The sequence below is a fragment of the Amycolatopsis sp. A133 genome, from assembly GCF_031082405.1.
Taxonomy (GTDB): domain Bacteria; phylum Actinomycetota; class Actinomycetes; order Mycobacteriales; family Pseudonocardiaceae; genus Amycolatopsis.
Genome location: NZ_JAVHJU010000004.1, coordinates 1 through 16,921, shown reverse-complemented (window position 1 = coordinate 16,921; position 16,921 = coordinate 1). Strand labels below are relative to the sequence as shown.

Sequence of the window (16,921 nt, the reverse complement as noted above, 5' to 3'; positions counted from 1 at the left end):
ATGGACGGCTACCGCATCGGCGACCCGATCGCCGACACCCGCGCTCCCCGCGTTCCGCTGGAGCAGCGGTGGGACGAACGGAAGTTCGCCGCGAAACTGGTGAACCCGGCGAACCGGCGACGGCACCGCGTGATCGTCGTGGGCACCGGGCTGGCCGGCGGCTCGGCCGGCGCGACGCTGGCCGAGCAGGGCTACCACGTCGTGCAGTTCTGCTTCCAGGACTCGCCGCGGCGTGCGCACTCCGTCGCGGCCCAAGGCGGCATCAACGCCGCGAAGAACTACCGCAACGACGGCGATTCGGTGTACCGGCTCTTCCACGACACGGTCAAGGGCGGCGACTTCCGGGCCCGGGAGTCCAATGTGTACCGGCTCGCCCAGGTGTCGGCGCAGATCATCGACCAGGCCGTGGCGCAGGGGGTGCCGTTCGCCCGCGAGTACGGCGGCCTGCTGGACACCCGGTCCTTCGGCGGCGTGCAGGTGCAGCGGACCTTCTACGCGCGCGGCCAGACGGGCCAGCAGCTGCTGATCGGCGCGTACCAGGCGCTGTCCCGGCAGATCGACGCCGGGAACGTGGAGCTGCACGCGCGCACGGAAATGCTCGACCTGGTCGTCGTCGACGGCCGGGCCCGCGGCATCGTCGCGCGCGACCTGGTCACCGGGGAGATCACCACGCACCTCGCCGACGCCGTCGCGCTCGCGACCGGCGGGTACGGCAACGTCTTCTACCTCTCGACGAACGCGAAGGGCTCCAACGCCACCGCGATCTGGCGGGCGCACAAACGCGGCGCGTACTTCGCGAACCCGTGCTTCACCCAGATCCACCCGACGTGCATCCCGCGGTCGGGTGAGCACCAGTCGAAGCTGACGCTGATGAGCGAGTCGCTGCGCAACGACGGCCGGATCTGGGTGCCGAAGCGCCAGGGTGACACCCGGCCGCCGGGGGAGATCCCCGAGGACGAGCGCGACTACTACCTCGAACGCCAGTACCCGAGCTTCGGCAACCTCGTGCCGCGGGACATCGCCTCGCGGGCGGCGAAAAACGTGTGCGACGCCGGGTTCGGCGTCGGTCCCGGCGGCCTCGGCGTCTACCTCGACTTCGCCGACGCGATCGCACGCCTCGGCCGGCCGGCGATCGAAGCCCGTTACGGCAACCTCTTCGACATGTACCAGCGCATCACCGCGGAAGACCCGTACGCGGTGCCGATGCGGATCTACCCGGCCATCCACTACACGATGGGCGGCCTCTGGGTGGACTACGACCTGCAGAGCACGATCCCGGGGCTGTTCGTGATCGGCGAGGCGAACTTCTCCGACCACGGCGCCAACCGGCTCGGCGCGTCGGCGCTCATGCAGGGGCTGGCCGACGGCTACTTCGTGCTGCCCGCGACGGTCAACGACTACCTCGGCGGCACGCGGCTCGACGAGGTCCCCGCTTCGGCGGTCCTCGAAGCGGAAGCCGAGGTGCGCGACCGGATTTCCCGGTTGCTGGCGATCCGGGGGACGCGCTCGGTGGACTCGTTCCACCGGGAGCTGGGCCTGCTGATGTGGGACCACTGCGGGATGTCCCGCACCCGCGAAGGCCTGCGCAAGGCCCTGGACCGGGTGCCCGCGCTGCGGGCGGAGTTCTGGCGCGACGTCCGGATTCCCGGCCGCGGCGCGGAGTTCAACCAGGAGCTGGAGAAGGCGAACCGCGTCGCGGACTTCCTGGAGCTGGCCGAACTCATGCTTGTCGACGCGCTCGCGCGCGAAGAGTCGTGCGGCGGGCACTTCCGCGAGGAACACCGGACCCCGGAGGGCGAAGCGTTGCGGGACGACGAGAACTTCGCCCACGTCGCCGCGTGGGAGTACGGCGCCGAGCCGGTGCTGCACCGCGAAGAACTGGTTTTTGAGCACGTCCACCCGACTCAGCGGAGCTACACATGAAACTCACCGTCCGCGTCTGGCGGCAGGCCGGCCCGGCCGCCGAAGGACGGCTGGTCGCTTATCCGGTCGACGGCATCAGCCCGGACATGTCGTTCCTGGAGCTGCTGGACGTGCTGAACCAGCGGCTGATCGAGGCCGGCGACGAGCCGGTGGCGTTCGACCACGACTGCCGCGAAGGCATCTGCGGCGCGTGCGGCGTGGTGATCAACGGACAGGCGCACGGCCCGGAACGCACGACGGCGTGCCAGCTGCACCTGCGGTCCTTCGCCGACGGGGCGGTGATCGACGTGGAACCGTGGCGCGCCAAGGGTTTCCCGGTGATCAAGGACCTGGTCGTCGACCGTTCGGCGCTCGACCGGATCGTCCAGGCCGGCGGCTACGTCAGCGCCCCGACGGGCAGCGCCCCGGACGCCCACGCGACCCCGGTCCCCAAACCGGACGCGGACCTGGCGTTCGACAACGCCACGTGCATCGGCTGCGGCGCCTGCGTAGCGGCCTGCCCGAACGGCTCGGCCACGCTCTTCACGGCGGCGAAGGTGACCCACCTGAGCCTCCTGCCCCAAGGCGGCCCGGAACGCGCGAGCCGGGTGCTCGACATGGTGGAGGCGATGGACGCCGAGGGCTTCGGGGGGTGCACGAACACCGGCGAGTGCGTGGCGTCGTGCCCGAAGGGGATCCCGTTCGCGAGCATCGCGGCGCTGAACCGGGAATTCCTCGCGGCCAGCCGGTCCGGGCGCCGCTGACTTCACGGCGCGCTCGCGTCGCGCGCCCTAGCTGCCGAACGCCGCCATGCCGCGGTCGACGAGACCGGCCACCTGTGGTGAGTTGGCGCTGTCGAGCTGCGACTGCATGTCACCCCACCACGGCGGCTCGGGCACGTAGGTGAGCCACTCGCCCGGTGGCGCGTGCGGATCGGGTTCGCCCGGGAGCCCCGGGTTGAGGTGGGCGATCGGTACGAGATTCGGGTTCAGGTGGAGTTCGTCGCTGTGCGGCAGGTACTTCCGGGCGAGTTTTTCCAGATCCGGAGTGATCTGCCAAAAGCTGAACATCCCGAGCCGCCGGTACAGCTCCCAGAACATCGCCTCGGCGTACGAGTCGTGACTTCGCACGTAGTCGGCGTAGGTGCGCGGAGCACCCAGAGCGGCGAACACGTGGGAAGCGAGCGGATCCACGGTCGGTTCGGTGGTCGCCGTGGGGTCGAACGGGTTCCACCACCGGATGATGCTCGCCCCGGTGAAGACGTCGGCCACGCCGGTTTCGAGCGGGCGCAACTGAATGAGACCCCACAGGTTCGCCGGCTGAGCGACCGCCTTGACGATGCCGGCGCGGATCTTGCCTTCGATGACCCGGGTGAAATTGGCGTAGCCCATGATTTCGCCGTGGTACTGCAGGTTCTGAAAATTCGGGTCGATGGCGTGGATGACGGCAACCCGCGCGAAAACCGCCTGGAGGTAGAGCGGCAGCGTGTATCGGTAGTCCCAGACCAGGTTGTGGCTGTCGACCGCGGCGCGCTGCTGGATGACCGTCTGCCACCGGCCCTCCGCGATTCCGTGCTCGTCGTAGATGCGCAGCCAGTACGGATCGCGGGCCAGTGTGTCCACCGCTCTGCGCGAGTTGAAGTCGGCCTGGCTGAGCCGCCCCACGGAAAGATCGTCGGCGGGAAATCCCGCGCGCACGTGCTCGTCGGCGATCTTCGCCGACGTCTGCGCGTAACCCACCAGTTCCTGGATCTTCTGCATCGTGTCGAGGGTGCTGCCCGCCAAGGTGGCGCCGAGGATGACCTTCAGTCGCGCATCGATCCGCTCGAACAGCAGGTTGTACGGGTCCTCGGGTCTTCCGAACACGCCCAGGAAGTTGAGCGCGTTCATCACGAAGCCGACGCCGCCGATGACGCCGGAGACGATCTCGGAGACCTTGACGACCAGGGAGAGGGCGTCCTTCACGTCCTTTTCGAGGTGGAAGGCGTCCGCAATTCCGCCGACCAGGCCACCGCTCCTGTCCGAGAACTGTTTCAGGGGAATTTGACCGATCTTGAGCCCGAAGTCAGCCGGAAGAGTGGTCGCGACCGCCTCGGGTTTGATCACTTGCTGACCGGGTTCGACCCCATTCTGCACACGCCCGGATTCGGTGATGAACACACCCGCCACCGGGCTGCCGAATACCCTCTCCATGACGCCGGATGCTAAGCTTGCACGTCGGCATCACCGCATTTTCCGGAGCGATCGTGATGCCATTGTCATCACAGGATCGGCCGCTCAGGCCGGAGCGAAGCCCGGCAGCAGGGCACCGAACCGGCGCCGGCCGCGCGGGGTGATCCGCAGTTCGCGGTCCTCCGGGCCGCGGCGGACCAGGCCGTCGGCCAGGAACGCCGTCAGGACCTGGCTGCCGAGCACGCCGCCCAGGTGGGGGACGCGGTGGGTCCGGTCGAGACACGCCGTCGCGGGCCGGCGACGGCCGGGGGCGGCCTCCGCCGGGGTGACGCCGAGGTCGTGGAACGCCGAGAGGTCGTCGCCGAGGGACACCTCCGCCGCGGAACCGTCCGGGGGCCGCAGTGCGCCGCGCTCGACCAGCAGGGCGAACACCGCCACGCCGAGGCGTCCCGCCGCGTGGTCGTAGCACGTGTGCGCGATGTCCGCGCCCGACTCGGCGCGGCCCGGCGGGGTGATGGCGTCGTTGCCCGCGTAGTGCGCGAGGGCGGTGAGCACGGCCAAGAGGTCTTCGCGGCCGACGCGGTACACGGCGTGCCGTCCGGCGTGCTCGACCGTCACGAGCCCGGCGGCCCGCAGCCGCGCCAGGTGGTTGCCCAGCCGGGGTGCGGTGACGCCGAGGGCGTCGGCCAGCTGCACCATCGTGTGCGGGCCCTCGGCGGCCAGCACCTGCAGGGCCGTGAGCCGCACCGGATCGGCCAGTTCGCGCGTCAGCTCGACGATCGCGCCCTGGACGGCGTTGCCCGCATCGACCAGTCCACCCGTCACCCGCGTGAGCTTAGCACGATTCACGAATTGCTGAATGGTGGTTGCGGCCCGGCGATCGCCGTGCCACCATTCACGTCTTCGTGAAGGGTGGTGGGATGACCGGACTGCGGAGCCTCCTGTGGGGCCGCGGGGTTTCCGCGCTCGGCGACGGCCTCTGGTTCACGATCTGGGCGCTGTACTTCACCCGGATCGCCGGGCTCCCGCCGGTCACGGTGGGCGCGGGACTGGCCGTGGCGAGCGCGGTGGGCATGGTCGCGGCGGTGCCGCTGGGCGCGCTCGCGGACCGGGCCGGCGCGCGGCCGGTGCTCGTCGCGCTCACGCTGGTGCGGGCCGTCGCGATGGCCGGGTACCTCGCGGTGGACGGCACCTGGTCGTTCCTGGCCGTGACGATCCCGTTCACCGCCTTGGCGACCGGCGGCACCGCGGTGCGGACGGCCCTGATCACCGGGCTGGTCACCGAGCCCGCGGAGCGGGTGCGCGTGCTGGCGCGGCAGCGGGTGGCCCAGCACGTCGGGTACGCCGCCGGCGCCGGGCTCGGGGCCTTGGTGCTGACCGCCGACACGCGGTGGGCGTACACGGTGGCCATCGCCGGCAACGCCGTCAGCTTCCTCGTCCTCGCCGGCGCGACGCTGCTGGTGCCCGCGCCGGCCCGCACCGCGAGGCCGCCGGGACGGCCGGGAACCAGGGTGGTGCTCGGCGACCGGCCGTACCTGGCCGTCGCCGGGGCCACGGCCGTGCTTTCGCTGTGCTGGGCCATGTTGTCGGCCGGGCTGCCGCTGTGGCTGTCCGGCTGGACGCGGCTGCCGCTGGGGCTGGGCGGGATCGTGGTCGTGCTCAGCTCGGTGGGTATCGCGGTGTTCCAGGTGCCGTTCGCGCGGTTCGCGCGCACGGTGGGCCAGGCTGCGAGAACGGCGGTGGTGTCCGGGGTGGTGCTCGCGGCGAGCTGCGTGCTGTTCGCCACGACGGCCGGCGGCTCGGGGGCGGGCGCCGTCGCGGTGGTGGTGCTGGCCGCGGTGCTGCACGTCGTGGGGGAGCTGGGGTACGTGGCCGCCGCCTGGGGCCTGTCGGTGCGGCTCATGCGCGAAGACGCCAAGGGCGCCTACCAAGGCGTGACCGAAGCGGCCACGGCGACCGTGCAGATGGTGGCGCCCGGCGTGTTCACGCTGGCGGTCGGCGGTCTGGGCGGACCGGGGTGGCTGCTGGTCGCGGCGGTGTTCCTCGCGGCCGTCGCGCCCGTGCCGGCGCTGACCCGCTGGGCGGTCCGGACGCGGCAGCCGGCCGAGCCCGCGAGCTCCCGGTGAGCGATGCACGTCACCCCGCCGCCCGGAACTCCGGCGGGGGCGCGACGTTGTACAGGGTGTCGGTACGGCGGTGTTCCCGGATCCCGCCCCTCGCCTTCACGGTGCCGGCCCTCAGCTCCCGCTTCCGCTCGCAGGTCGACCCCCCTCTGACCTCCGCTGGGCGGAAGCGGGACTCACGCTCTCTTCTTCCCGCGCTCCCACAGGAGCAGCACCGCGGTCACGAGGGCGTAGCCGAACAGGAAGTCCTCGACCGGGATGTCCCACGGGAACCGCCAGCCGGTGATGCCGTCCGGTGCGTACCGGACGACCGGGGCCGACAGCTTCGTCAGCCAGCCGTCCACCGGCACCTGGAAGGCGACGACGATCGCCATGGTGACCCAGTACGCCGGCCGCCGGAACAGCCCGGTGCGCAGCACCACCAGCTCCGCCGCGACCACGACGAGCACGGCGGCGACGGCCGGAACCGTGTAGCCCCACGGCATCACCGCCGCAACCGCCGCAGCAGCCGCCCGGTCAGGCCGACCCCTTCGTAGGTCAGGACGCCGCACACCGGGATCACGGCGAAGAAGAGGACTTCCTCGAGCGGGATCCCGAACGGCGCCTGCAGGCCGGTGACGAACGCCGGGTCGAAGTGCCAGACCCCGGCGGCGATGGCCAGTGCGTCCCAGACGAGGAACACCACCGCCACCGGCAGCACCGCCCGCGCCAGCCGGGCGGGCCTGCGGTACACCCGCGCGCCGGCCAGCTCGATCGGCAGCGTCGCCAGCACGCACGCACCCAGGACGAGCAGGTATTCCGCGCGGCCCACGTCAGCGTGCTCCGCGCCGGGCCCACGGCGCCCGTTCGGTGACGAAGGCGCCGCGCCGGCGGCGCAGCGCGTCGAACCCCGCCATCGGACTCCTCTCGCCGTTTCGCGAGGCGCAACCGCCGCCCCGCCCCGGATTCTGCCCGGGATTCCGGATTCCCGCAGGCGACCTCCGCGCGTTTCCCGCTGCCCGCCCCGGGACAACCCGGGCAGGCGGGTGATCACCGCTGCACGGCCGCCATGAGCGGGTGCCAGCGCGTGGCGTCGAAGATCAGGGTGATGGCTTCGATCTTCCCGTCGCGCAGCCGGAAGTGCTCGGCCGTGTGCTGGGTGCCGACCGGGGTCGCGGTGTGCACGTCGTAGACGAGCGTGGCCTCGGTTTCGCCGTAGAGCTCGCTGATCAGGTCGACCCCGGTGACGATCCCGACGAACGCGGCCAGCCCGTCGAGGTGGCCGCGCGCGTCGGCGGAGGCCAGCAGCGGGCTGGAGAAGCGGAACGTGCCGGCCAGCTGCGCGGCCGCGGCGGTCACGTCGCCGCCGAACCGGGCACGGTGGTAGGCCTGGACGGTCTGTCTGGTCTGTGCGGTCATCGGTCCTCCAGGTAGCGGGCGAGGTGGTGCTGGTTTTCGGCCAGCCGCAGGCACAGGTGCCGCAGCTGGGTCGTTTCGGCGGCGGTGAACCCCCGGAACAGCGCGGCCATCGCCAGCTGCGACGGCCGCCGGAACTCGTCGAGCCACGTGCGGCCGTCCGGGGTGATCCGGACCAGCACCGACCGCCGGTCGCGCGGGTCGGGCACCCGCTCCGCGAGCCCGGCTCGTTCCAGGGTGTCGACCAGGCCGGTCACGTTCCGGGAGCTCACGCCGGCGGAGGCGGCGAGGTCCTTGATGTTCGACCCGCCGGTGCCGAGGCGGATCAGGATGTCGAGGGCGCCGGGGCTGAGGCCGCGGCTGTCGGTGCCCCGGGACCGCAGCTGCTCGAGGCTGCGCGCGGCCGTGCGGACGGCCGCGGCCGCCTCCAGCACGCCGGTGTCCTCGCCGAGGGTGAAGCCGGCCAGCGCACTCCGGACGTCGGGGGAGTAGAGCAGGCCGTCCGCGTCGCGGGCGAAGTTGGATACGTCGTTCATAATGAAGTACTACATTAGTACGTACTTCCGTATCTCTGTCAACGGCTTGTCCGCTCGCGGGCGTTAACCAGGCTTTCGCCCGGCGTTAGCCTCGCTCTGCGCACAGGTTCGCCATCGGCGACCCATACTGACCCGGCTCCCCACCACGACACCCCCGGAGTCCCCATGACGGACGTCAACCGACGGCGTTTTCTGCAGCTCACCGGCGGCACGGCCGCCCTTTCCGCACTGTCCACGAGCATCGCGCGCGCGGCGGAGATCCCCGCGCACCACCGCACCGGGACGCTGCGGGACGTCGAGCACATCGTGGTGCTGATGCAGGAGAACCGGTCGTTCGACCACTACTTCGGGACGCTGCGCGGGGTCCGCGGCTTCGGCGACCCGCGGCCGGTGACCCTGGCCTCGGGCAAGTCCGTCTGGGAGCAGTCGGACGGCAAACGCGACATCCTGCCGTTCCGGCCCGAAGCGGACAACCTGGGCCTGCAGTTCCTCCAGGACCTCCCGCACGGCTGGAAGGACACGCACGCGGCGTGGAACCAGGGCCGGTACGACAAGTGGGTGCCCGCGAAGGGCTCGACCACCATGGCGTACCTGACGCGCGAGGACATCCCGTTCCACTACGCCCTCGCCGACTCGTTCACGGTCTGCGACGCCTACCACTGCTCGTTCATGGGCTCGACCGACCCGAACCGCTACTACATGTGGACCGGGTACACGGGCAACGACGGCACCGGCGGCGGGCCGGTCCTCGGCAACGACGAAAAGGGCTACTCCTGGACGACCTACCCGGAGCGCCTCGAGAAGGCCGGCGTTTCGTGGAAGATCTACCAGGACATCGGTGACGGCCTGGACGCCGCCGGCAGCTGGGGCTGGATCGACGACGCCTACCGCGGCAACTACGGCGACAACTCGTTGCTGTACTTCAACTCCTACCGCAACGCCAAGCCCGGTGACGCCTTGTACGAGAAGGCCCGCACCGGAACGAACGCGAAGGCGGGCGAAGGCTATTTCGACCGGCTCCGCGCCGACGTCAAGGCGAACCGGCTCCCGCAGGTTTCGTGGATCACCGCGCCGGAAGCGTTCTGCGAGCACCCGAACTGGCCGGTGAACTACGGCGCCTGGTACATCGCGCAGGTCCTGGACGCGCTCACCGCGAACCCGGAGGTGTGGAGCAAGACCGCGCTGTTCATCACCTACGACGAGAACGACGGCTTCTTCGACCACGTCGTCCCGCCGTACGCGACGGCCGGGCAATCCACTGTGGACACGACCGGCGAGATCTACCCCGGCTCGGCGTCGAACCCGGCCGGTCCGTACGGGCTCGGCCAGCGCGTGCCGATGCTGGTCGTCTCGCCGTGGAGCAAGGGCGGCTGGGTCTGCTCGGAGACGTTCGACCACACGTCGATCATCCGGTTCGTCGAGCGCCGCTTCGGCGTGCACGAGCCGAACATCTCGGCCTGGCGCCGGTCGGTGTGCGGCGACCTGACGTCGGCGTTCGACTTCGCGCGGACCGACACCGCGGTGCCGGCGCTGCCGGACACCGCCGGTTACCTCCCGCCGGACCGTGAGCGGCACCCGGACTACGTGCCCGCGGTGCCGGCCCGCACGGTGCTGCCGAAGCAGGAGCCGGGGCTGCGCCCGGCGCGGGCGCTGCCGTACGACCTGGCCGTCGAGGCCCGGGTGGCGGCCGTCCTCGACCTGACCTTCGTCAACCGCGGCCGCGCCGGTGCGACGTTCTCCGTCACTTCGCCGGGCGGCGACCCGCGGACGTACACGGCGGGCGCCGGCTGCTCGCTGGCCGCCGCGCTGCCGGTCGCCGGCGGGTACGACTGCACGGTCCACGGGCCGAACGGGTTCGTCCGGCAGTTCCGCGGCGGCGCGGCCGCCGGGCCGGAGGTGAGCGCGCGTCCGGAGGGCCGCAGCGGGAACCTCGCGCTGGTCCTCACCAACAGCGGCAAGGCCCCGGTCCGGCTGACGCTGACCGACGCGTACGGCCGCCGCACGACGACCCGCCTCCTGCGGCCGGGCGCGCGGGTGACCGAGGTGGTGGACACGCGGCGCAGCGGCGGCTGGTACGACGTCTCGATCGTTTCGGACCACGATCCGCGCTTCCTGCGCCGGCTGGCCGGGCACGTCGAGACGGGGCGTCCGAGCACAAGCGACCCGAAGATCTTGACCCACTGAGCTCGTTCGGGGCCGTTTGTCACCCGGCCGGGCGCGGAGTTCACCCGGGCGCGGCCGCGTGCGTTGCGGGGTCCGGTCCGTGGTGGGAGCGTCGGGGAACCGGCTGTTTTCCCACCACGGAACCAGGAGTGCGGATGACCACCACCGAAATGCCGGCCGTGCACGAGTGCACGGTCAGCGGATGTTCCTACAACCACGACGGCTGCCACGCGTTCGCGATCACCGTGGGCGGCCACAACGGTTCGGCGGACTGCGGCACGTTCGTCCCGCTGAACACCAAGGGCGGCTTGGACCGGGTCGTGGCCCAGGTCGGCGCCTGTTCCCGGACGGACTGCCGCCACAACTCCTCGCTGGAGTGCACGGCATCGAGCATCCGCGTGGGCCCCGGCGACGGCGGGCACGACGCCAACTGCCTGACGTACACCAAGTAGCACGCTGTCCGGCTTGCCCCGCGGAATCGAGTCGCGGGGCAAGCCGGGGCGGCGGTTGTGCGCTGCCGGAGCGGCCCAAACGCCCGAATCGCCCTAAGCGGCGGGAGCGCCCCGAGCCAGCGGCTCGAGCGGCCCGTCCACCACCACACCAGCGCTGCCCAGCACTCCAGCCGCAGCCTCGACCCGGCTCCGGGCCGAAGAAGCTGCACCGCACCGCACCCGCCGGTCGGTCGGCGCGAGGATCGCCTGTTCCCCCAATCAAGGCCGGCAACGACGTGACATCATGACATCCGATCGGCAAACCGAACGGAGGTCGTGGCTGGTGGACACTTTACCGAACGGCGACGGTGCTCCCTCGATCCGCGACATGCTGGCCGTGAACCTGCGTGCGGCGCGGTCGGCCCGCGGGCTGTCGCTGTCCGAGCTGTCCCGTCGGTCCGGAATCGGCAAGGCGACGCTGTCGCAGCTGGAGGGCGGCACCGGCAACCCGACCATCGAAACCGTGTTCAGCCTGTCCCGGGTCCTCGAAGTGGCGATCTCCGACCTGCTCGACCACCGGCCGCGCGGGGGACTGACCGTCGTGCGGGCCGCCGACGTCGAGGTGCTCCGCGGCGAAGGCGTCGACCTGCGGCCCCTGCGCCGGATCGAAGCCGAGAACAGCGTCTTCGAGGTCTACGACCAGGTCGTCCGCGGGGACGCGCCGCAGCGCTCGCAGGGCCACGTCGGCGTGGAGCACACCGTCGTGCAGGCCGGGCAGCTGCGGGTCGAAGTCGCCGGCCGGACGGTGGACCTCGGGCCAGGGGACTACGTCGCCTTCGACGCCCGCGAGCCGCACAGCTACACCGCGCTGGCCGCTCCCGTGCAGTCGGTGCTGCTGCTGCAGTACCGCGCCGACGAGCGGCTCGACGGTGAGCCGCACCCCGTTCTGCAGGATTGACACCCCTCCCGATCGAGACCTATCGTTCGCTATACCGAACGCTGGAGGGTTGATGAACCGAACGCGGGTGGTGGTGATCGGCGCCGGGATCGTCGGCGCGGCGTGCGCCAGGGAGCTCGTCCTGGCCGGGTTCGACGTCCTGGTCCTCGACCGCGGACGGCCGGCGGGCGGCACCACTTCGCACGGTGAAGGCAATCTCCTCGTCTCCGACAAGGGACCCGGCGCCGAGCTCGCGCTCGCGCAGCTGTCGGCCCGGTTGTGGCCGCAGCTGCTGGCCGAGATCGCCGACGGCGACCCGCGCGCGGCGGCCGCGTCCGAGTTCGACCCGAAAGGCGGCATCGTCGTCGCCACCACCGAAGCCGGCGCCGGCGCGCTCCTCGCGTTCGCCGGGGCGCAGGCCGCGGCCGGGGTGCGCACCGAGCAGCTCGACGAGACGGCCGTCGCGGCGGCCGAACCCGCGCTGACCCGGGAGGTGACCGCCGCCGTGCGCTACCCGGAGGACGCCCAGGTGCAGCCGGCCGGCGCGGCGCTGGCCCTGCTGGGTTCGGCGCTCGCCCACGGCGCCCGGCTGCGCACCGGGGCCGAGGTGACGGGCGCGGTGGCCCGGGGCGGCCGGATCACCGGAGTCCGCGTGGACGGCGAAGCGGTCGAGGCGGACCTGGTGGTGAACGCGGCGGGCCCGTGGTCGGGGCTCGTGTCGGCCCGGCTGGGCGCGCCGATCGCGGTCCGCCCCCGCCGCGGCGAGGTCCTGGTGACCACGCCGATGCCGGGCGTGGTGCGGCACAAGGTCTACGACGCAGACTACGTCGGAGCGGTCGGCACGGGCAGCGGCGACCTGCAGACGTCGGCGGTGGTGGAGTCGACGTGGGGTGGCACGGTGCTGATCGGCTCGTCCCGCCGCCGCGTGGGCTTCGACGACACGATCCGGCCGGAGGTGCTGGGGGCGATCGCGGCCAAGGCGGCCCGGCTCTTCCCGGCCCTGGCCGATGCCGCGGTGATGCGCGCGTACGGCGGCTTCCGGCCGTACGTCGACGACCACCTGCCGGTGCTCGGCGAAGATCCGCGGCTGGAGAACCTGTGGCACGCCACCGGACACGAAGGCGCGGGGATCGGCCTGAGCGTCGGGACGGCCCGGCTGCTGCGCGAACTGCTGACCGGCGCGACCCCGTCGATGCCGGTGGCCGAGTTCACTGTGGACCGTCCGGCGGTGCTGGCGTGAGCGAGCGGCCGATCGTGCTCACCGTCGACGGCGAGACCGTGACCGGGGTCGCCGGGCAGACCGTCGCCGGCGTGCTGCTCGCCGCCGGCCGGTTGTCCTGGCGCACCACGCGGTCCGGCGCGCCGCGCGGTGTCTTCTGCGGGATCGGCGCCTGCTTCGACTGCCTGCTCACCGTCAACGGCGTCGCCGACGTCCGCGCGTGCCGCCGCCGCGCCGCCGACGGCGACGAGATCCGCACCCAGTCGCGGGAGGAGGGCGCGTGACGCACGTCGTCATCGTCGGCGCCGGACCGGCCGGGCTCGCGGCGGCCGAGCACGCGCTCGCCGCCGGCGCCGAAGTCACCGTCCTGGACCAGGCCGAGGCACCCGGCGGGCAGTACCACCGGGGAGCCTCGCACCGCTTCGAAGCACTCCTGAACCGGTGCACCTGGTGGCCGGAAAGCACCGTCTGGGCCCTGGAGGGCACGCGGGTCCACGTCCTGCGCGGCCCGGCCGACGGGACGAACCGGCGGCGCCACACCCTGGAACCCGACGCGCTGGTCCTGGCCACCGGCGCGCACGACCGCGTCCTGCCGTTCCCCGGCTGGCAGCTGCCCGGCGTGTTCACCGCGGGCGCCGCGCAGGCGCTGGCCAAGGGGGAGCGGGTCGCAGTCGGACAGCGGGTGCTCGTCGCCGGCGCCGGCCCGTTCCTGCTGCCCGTCGCCGAGTCCCTCGTGGACGTCGGGGCCGAAGTACTCGCTGTCCTGGAGGCGAACCCGGCACGTACGGTCCTGAAAGGATGGTCGTGGCGCGCGGCCGCCCACCTCGGCAAGGTGAACGAACTGGTCCGGTACGCCGGCACGCTGGCCCGGCACCGCGTCCCGTACCGCATGGGCCGGGCGGTGGTCGAAGCCCGCGGCGACGACCGGGTCCGCGAAGCCGTCACCGCGCGCGTCCGCGCGGACTGGTCGGTCGTGCCCGGCACCGAACGCACCTACGAGGTCGACGCCCTCTGCGTCGGGCACGGTTTTGTACCGCAACCCGAACTGGCCGTCGCGGCCGGCTGCGTCCTCGACGGCGGGTTCGTCCGGGTCGGCGACGACCAGCGCACCAGCGTCACCGCGGTGTTCGCCGCGGGGGAGCTCACCGGCATCGGCGGTGCGGTCGCCGCCGCGGCGGAAGGCGCGGTCGCCGGGTGGGCCGCCGCCGGGAAAACACCTGGCCGCGCCCTGCTCAAGCGGCGTGACCACGCCCGCGCCTTCGCCCGCCGCCTGGCTGCCGCCCACCCGATCGGCGCGGCGTGGCCCGGCTGGCTGCGCGCGGACACGATCGTCTGCCGCTGCGAGGAAACCCGTTACGGCGACTTGAAACGCGCCGCCGAACACCCCGTCACGCCGGGCCCGCACGCCCTCAAGCTCGGCACCCGCGCCGGGCTCGGCCCGTGCCAGGGCCGGATGTGCGGTCCCGCCGTCGCCGATCTCTGCGGGGGCGCCGAGCGGCACCACCGTCCGATCGCCCAGCCGATCCGCCTGGGCGAGCTCGCCGATCCGAAGGAGTCTCCATGAACACCCGCGACCTCGGCGGTGTGGTCGTCGCCGCCGCGTTGCCCTACCGGGCCGACGACACCGCGCCCGCCGGCCTGGCCGTCGACTACGACACCTACGCCGAGCACTGCCGGTGGCTCGTCGACAACGGCTGCCGCGGTGTCGGCCCGAACGGCTCCCTCGGCGAGTACTCCTCCCTCACCGACGAAGAACGCCGCCGCGTCGCCCGCACCGCGATCGAGGCCGTCGGGACGGACGGGATCGTCGTCGTCGGCGTGCACGGCCCCGGCGCGCACCAGGCGCGGTACTGGGCCGAGGCGGCGGCCGAGGACGGCGCGCACGGGGTGCTGTGCCTGCCGCCGACGCTCTACCGCGCCAACCGCGGCGAGGTGCTCGCCCACTTCGAAGCGGTGGCTTCGGCCGGCCTGCCGGTGATGGTCTACAACAACCCCTTCGACACCAAGGTCGACCTCACGCCCGAGCTGCTGGCCGAGATCGCGCAGATCGACAACGTCGTGGCCGTCAAGGAGTTCTCCGGCGACGTCCGCCGCGTGCTGGAGATCCGCGAGCGGGCGCCGGGGCTGGCGGTGATCGGCGGCGCCGACGACGTCGTGCTGGAGAGCCTGCTGATGGGCGCCACCGGCTGGTTCGCCGGGTTCCCCAACGTGTTCCCGGCCGAGTCGGCGCGGCTGTTCGAGCTCGCCACGGCGGGCAAGCTGGCAGAGGCCAGGGCGCTGTACGAGCCGCTGGTGGCCGCGTTCCGCTGGGACTCGCGCACCGAGTTCGTCCAGGCCATCAAGCTCGGAATGGACCTGGTGGGCCGCCGCGGCGGGCCGTGCCGCCCGCCGCGGGGGCCGCTCTCGGACGTCCACCGCGAGCAGGTCCGCGCCGACATGGGCCGCGCGCTCGCGGCGCTGGGGGTGGCGTAGATGCGGTCTTCGCGCGCGATCACGGCGGTCGACTCGCACACCGAGGGTATGCCGACCCGGGTGGTGACCGGCGGCGTGGCCCCGATCCCCGGCGCCACGATGGCCGAGCGCCGCCGCTACTTCATGGCGCACCTGGACCACCTCCGGCAGTTCCTGGTCAACGAGCCGCGCGGCCACTCGGCGATGAGCGGCGCGATCCTGCAGCCGCCGTGCCGCGAGGACGCGGACTGGGGCGTGGTGTACATCGAGGTGTCCGGCTGCCTGCCGATGTGCGGCCACGGCACGATCGGCGTGGCGACGGTGCTGGTGGAGACCGGCATGGTCGAGGTGACCGAGCCGACGACGGTGGTGCGCCTGGACACCCCGGCCGGGCTGGTGCACGCGGAGGTGACCGTCCGCGACGGGCGTGCGTCCCGGGTGAAGCTGCGGAACGTGGCGTCGTTCCTCGCCGAGCGCGACGCCGAGGTTTCGGTGCCGGGCCTGGGCCCGGTCCGCTACGACCTCGCCTACGGCGGCAACTTCTACGCGATTCTCGACCTGTCGTCTTTGGACATCCCGTTCGACCGGGCGGAGAAGGACCGGATCCTCGCCGCGGGGCTGTCGATCATGGCCGCGATCAACGAGCAGCGGCCGCCGAAGCACCCGGCCGACCCGCTGATCGGCGGCTGCAAGCACGTCCAGTTCCTCGCACCGGGCTCCGACGCACGGACGTCGCAGAACGCGATGGCGATCCACCCGGGCTGGTTCGACCGCTCACCGTGCGGCACGGGCACGTCCGCCCGGATGGCCCAGCTCCACGCCCGCGGCGAACTGCCGCTGCACACGCCGTTCGAGAACAGCTCGTTCATCGGCACGACGTTCACGGGCGAGCTGGTCGCGGAGACCACGGTCGGCGGGGTGCCGGCGGTGATCCCGGAGTTTTCCGGCCGGGCCTGGATCACCGGCACCGCGACCTACCTGCTCGACCCGGCGGACCCGTTCCCGACGGGATTCGTGCTCTAGGCGGGCTGCCAAAGCTCGATGCGGTGGCCTTCGGGATCGGTGACCCAGCCGAACCGGCCGACGCCGGCCATGTCCTGGACGTCCTCGGCCACGTCGGCACCGCGCTCGCGCAGCTGGGCGAGCATGGCGTCGAGGTCGCGGACCCGGAAGTTGAGCATCGTCTGCTGGCCGGGCGAGCCGAAGTAGCCGGTCCCGGCTTCGAACGGCGCGAAGACGGTCGGCCCGGTTTCCGGGTGCCAGAGGCCGTGTTCGTCGGTGTCCAGGCCGAGGCAGTCCCGGTACCAGGCACCGAGGGCCGCCGGGTCCGCCGCGCGGATGAAGTACCCGCCGATTCCGAGCACGCGTTCCATGCCGCGATCCTGCCAGCCCGCCCGCCGGGCCGGGGCGGTCGACACGCGGGCCGCACCCGCCCGCCTCATACGCCCCAATGTGGCGTTCGGTGCGTCCAACGCACCCAATGTGGCGTTCGGTGCGTTGAGCGCACCGAATGTGGGGCGGATTCATGCGGTCGTCGCAACATGCTCTATTTAGGACAGTAACATTGTGAGCTTCTTTGCAGGGCTGATCCAG

At 72.2% G+C, this 16,921-nt stretch carries 18 protein-coding genes; 11 read left to right on the top strand and 7 right to left on the bottom strand.

Annotated features, from left to right (window positions below; all coding sequences use genetic code 11):
- Window positions 1–1,923 carry a fumarate reductase/succinate dehydrogenase flavoprotein subunit gene (locus Q5425_RS04490; protein WP_308670798.1) on the top strand — a complete coding sequence of 641 codons (1,923 nt, stop codon included), beginning with the start codon at window positions 1–3 and terminating at the stop codon, window positions 1,921–1,923.
- Window positions 1,920–2,666 carry a succinate dehydrogenase/fumarate reductase iron-sulfur subunit gene (locus Q5425_RS04485; RefSeq protein WP_308670797.1) on the top strand — a complete coding sequence of 249 codons (747 nt, stop codon included), beginning with the start codon at window positions 1,920–1,922 and terminating at the stop codon, window positions 2,664–2,666. The genes Q5425_RS04490 and Q5425_RS04485 overlap by 4 nt, the downstream gene beginning before the upstream one ends.
- A 27-nt stretch (window positions 2,667–2,693) precedes the next feature.
- Here the strand turns inward: Q5425_RS04485 and Q5425_RS04480 are convergent, their stop codons facing one another.
- Both Q5425_RS04480 and Q5425_RS04475 read right to left on the bottom strand, forming a co-directional pair.
- Window positions 2,694–4,061 carry a hypothetical protein gene (locus Q5425_RS04480; RefSeq protein WP_308670796.1) on the bottom strand — a complete coding sequence of 456 codons (1,368 nt, stop codon included), beginning with the start codon at window positions 4,059–4,061 and terminating at the stop codon, window positions 2,694–2,696.
- A 117-nt stretch (window positions 4,062–4,178) separates the two neighbouring features.
- Window positions 4,179–4,898 carry a helix-turn-helix transcriptional regulator gene (locus Q5425_RS04475; protein ID WP_308670795.1) on the bottom strand — a complete coding sequence of 240 codons (720 nt, stop codon included), beginning with the start codon at window positions 4,896–4,898 and terminating at the stop codon, window positions 4,179–4,181.
- Between the two features lie 95 nt (window positions 4,899–4,993).
- On the opposite strand from Q5425_RS04475, the gene Q5425_RS04470 reads away from it, so the two are divergent.
- Window positions 4,994–6,199, top strand: coding sequence for an MFS transporter (locus tag Q5425_RS04470; RefSeq protein ID WP_308670794.1), 1,206 nt, complete (start codon window positions 4,994–4,996; stop codon window positions 6,197–6,199).
- 173 nt (window positions 6,200–6,372) lie between these two features.
- On the opposite strand, the gene Q5425_RS04465 is transcribed toward Q5425_RS04470, so the two are convergent.
- From Q5425_RS04465 to Q5425_RS04450, 4 genes are all read right to left on the bottom strand, one after another.
- The gene (locus Q5425_RS04465) at window positions 6,373–6,681 is read right to left on the bottom strand and encodes a lycopene cyclase domain-containing protein (protein ID WP_396135126.1); all 309 of its coding nucleotides are present in this window, start codon (window positions 6,679–6,681) and stop codon (window positions 6,373–6,375) included.
- Window positions 6,681–7,007, bottom strand: coding sequence for a lycopene cyclase domain-containing protein (locus tag Q5425_RS04460; protein WP_308670792.1), 327 nt, complete (start codon window positions 7,005–7,007; stop codon window positions 6,681–6,683). Before Q5425_RS04460 ends, Q5425_RS04465 begins: the two co-directional genes overlap by 1 nt.
- Window positions 7,008–7,225: 218 nt before the next feature.
- Window positions 7,226–7,594: a hypothetical protein gene (locus Q5425_RS04455; RefSeq protein WP_308670791.1), complete on the bottom strand. Its 369-nt coding sequence runs from the start codon at window positions 7,592–7,594 to the stop codon at window positions 7,226–7,228.
- Window positions 7,591–8,127 carry a MarR family transcriptional regulator gene (locus tag Q5425_RS04450; protein ID WP_308670790.1) on the bottom strand — a complete coding sequence of 179 codons (537 nt, stop codon included), beginning with the start codon at window positions 8,125–8,127 and terminating at the stop codon, window positions 7,591–7,593. The genes Q5425_RS04455 and Q5425_RS04450 overlap by 4 nt, the downstream gene beginning before the upstream one ends.
- Before the next feature lie 165 nt (window positions 8,128–8,292).
- Between Q5425_RS04450 and Q5425_RS04445 the strand changes: the two genes are divergently transcribed.
- From Q5425_RS04445 to Q5425_RS04410, 8 genes are all read left to right on the top strand, one after another.
- Window positions 8,293–10,311 (top strand): phosphocholine-specific phospholipase C, encoded by a 2,019-nt coding sequence (locus Q5425_RS04445; protein WP_308670789.1) that lies wholly within the window; start codon window positions 8,293–8,295, stop codon window positions 10,309–10,311.
- 134 nt (window positions 10,312–10,445) lie between these two features.
- Window positions 10,446–10,742 (top strand): DUF1540 domain-containing protein, encoded by a 297-nt coding sequence (locus tag Q5425_RS04440; RefSeq protein WP_308670788.1) that lies wholly within the window; start codon window positions 10,446–10,448, stop codon window positions 10,740–10,742.
- Between the two features lie 283 nt (window positions 10,743–11,025).
- Window positions 11,026–11,679 (top strand): helix-turn-helix domain-containing protein, encoded by a 654-nt coding sequence (locus tag Q5425_RS04435; protein ID WP_396135125.1) that lies wholly within the window; start codon window positions 11,026–11,028, stop codon window positions 11,677–11,679.
- Between the two features lie 52 nt (window positions 11,680–11,731).
- Complete coding sequence (locus Q5425_RS04430) at window positions 11,732–12,898, top strand: FAD-dependent oxidoreductase (RefSeq protein WP_308670787.1); 1,167 nt, start codon at window positions 11,732–11,734, stop codon at window positions 12,896–12,898.
- Window positions 12,895–13,161, top strand: a complete 267-nt coding sequence (locus tag Q5425_RS04425; RefSeq protein WP_308670786.1) for a (2Fe-2S)-binding protein — start codon at window positions 12,895–12,897, stop codon at window positions 13,159–13,161. Before Q5425_RS04430 ends, Q5425_RS04425 begins: the two co-directional genes overlap by 4 nt.
- Window positions 13,158–14,441: an NAD(P)/FAD-dependent oxidoreductase gene (locus tag Q5425_RS04420; RefSeq protein ID WP_308670785.1), complete on the top strand. Its 1,284-nt coding sequence runs from the start codon at window positions 13,158–13,160 to the stop codon at window positions 14,439–14,441. Before Q5425_RS04425 ends, Q5425_RS04420 begins: the two co-directional genes overlap by 4 nt.
- Window positions 14,438–15,349, top strand: coding sequence for a dihydrodipicolinate synthase family protein (locus tag Q5425_RS04415; protein ID WP_308670784.1), 912 nt, complete (start codon window positions 14,438–14,440; stop codon window positions 15,347–15,349). Before Q5425_RS04420 ends, Q5425_RS04415 begins: the two co-directional genes overlap by 4 nt.
- On the top strand, window positions 15,350–16,351 hold the full coding sequence (locus tag Q5425_RS04410; RefSeq protein WP_308670783.1) for a proline racemase family protein: 1,002 nt from the start codon (window positions 15,350–15,352) through the stop codon (window positions 16,349–16,351).
- On the opposite strand, the gene Q5425_RS04405 is transcribed toward Q5425_RS04410, so the two are convergent.
- A complete protein-coding gene (locus tag Q5425_RS04405; protein ID WP_308670782.1) occupies window positions 16,348–16,701 on the bottom strand; it encodes a VOC family protein in 354 nt (117 codons plus the stop codon). The two genes, Q5425_RS04410 and Q5425_RS04405, sit on opposite strands and share 4 nt — an antisense overlap.
- Window positions 16,702–16,921: the final 220 nt, after the last annotated feature.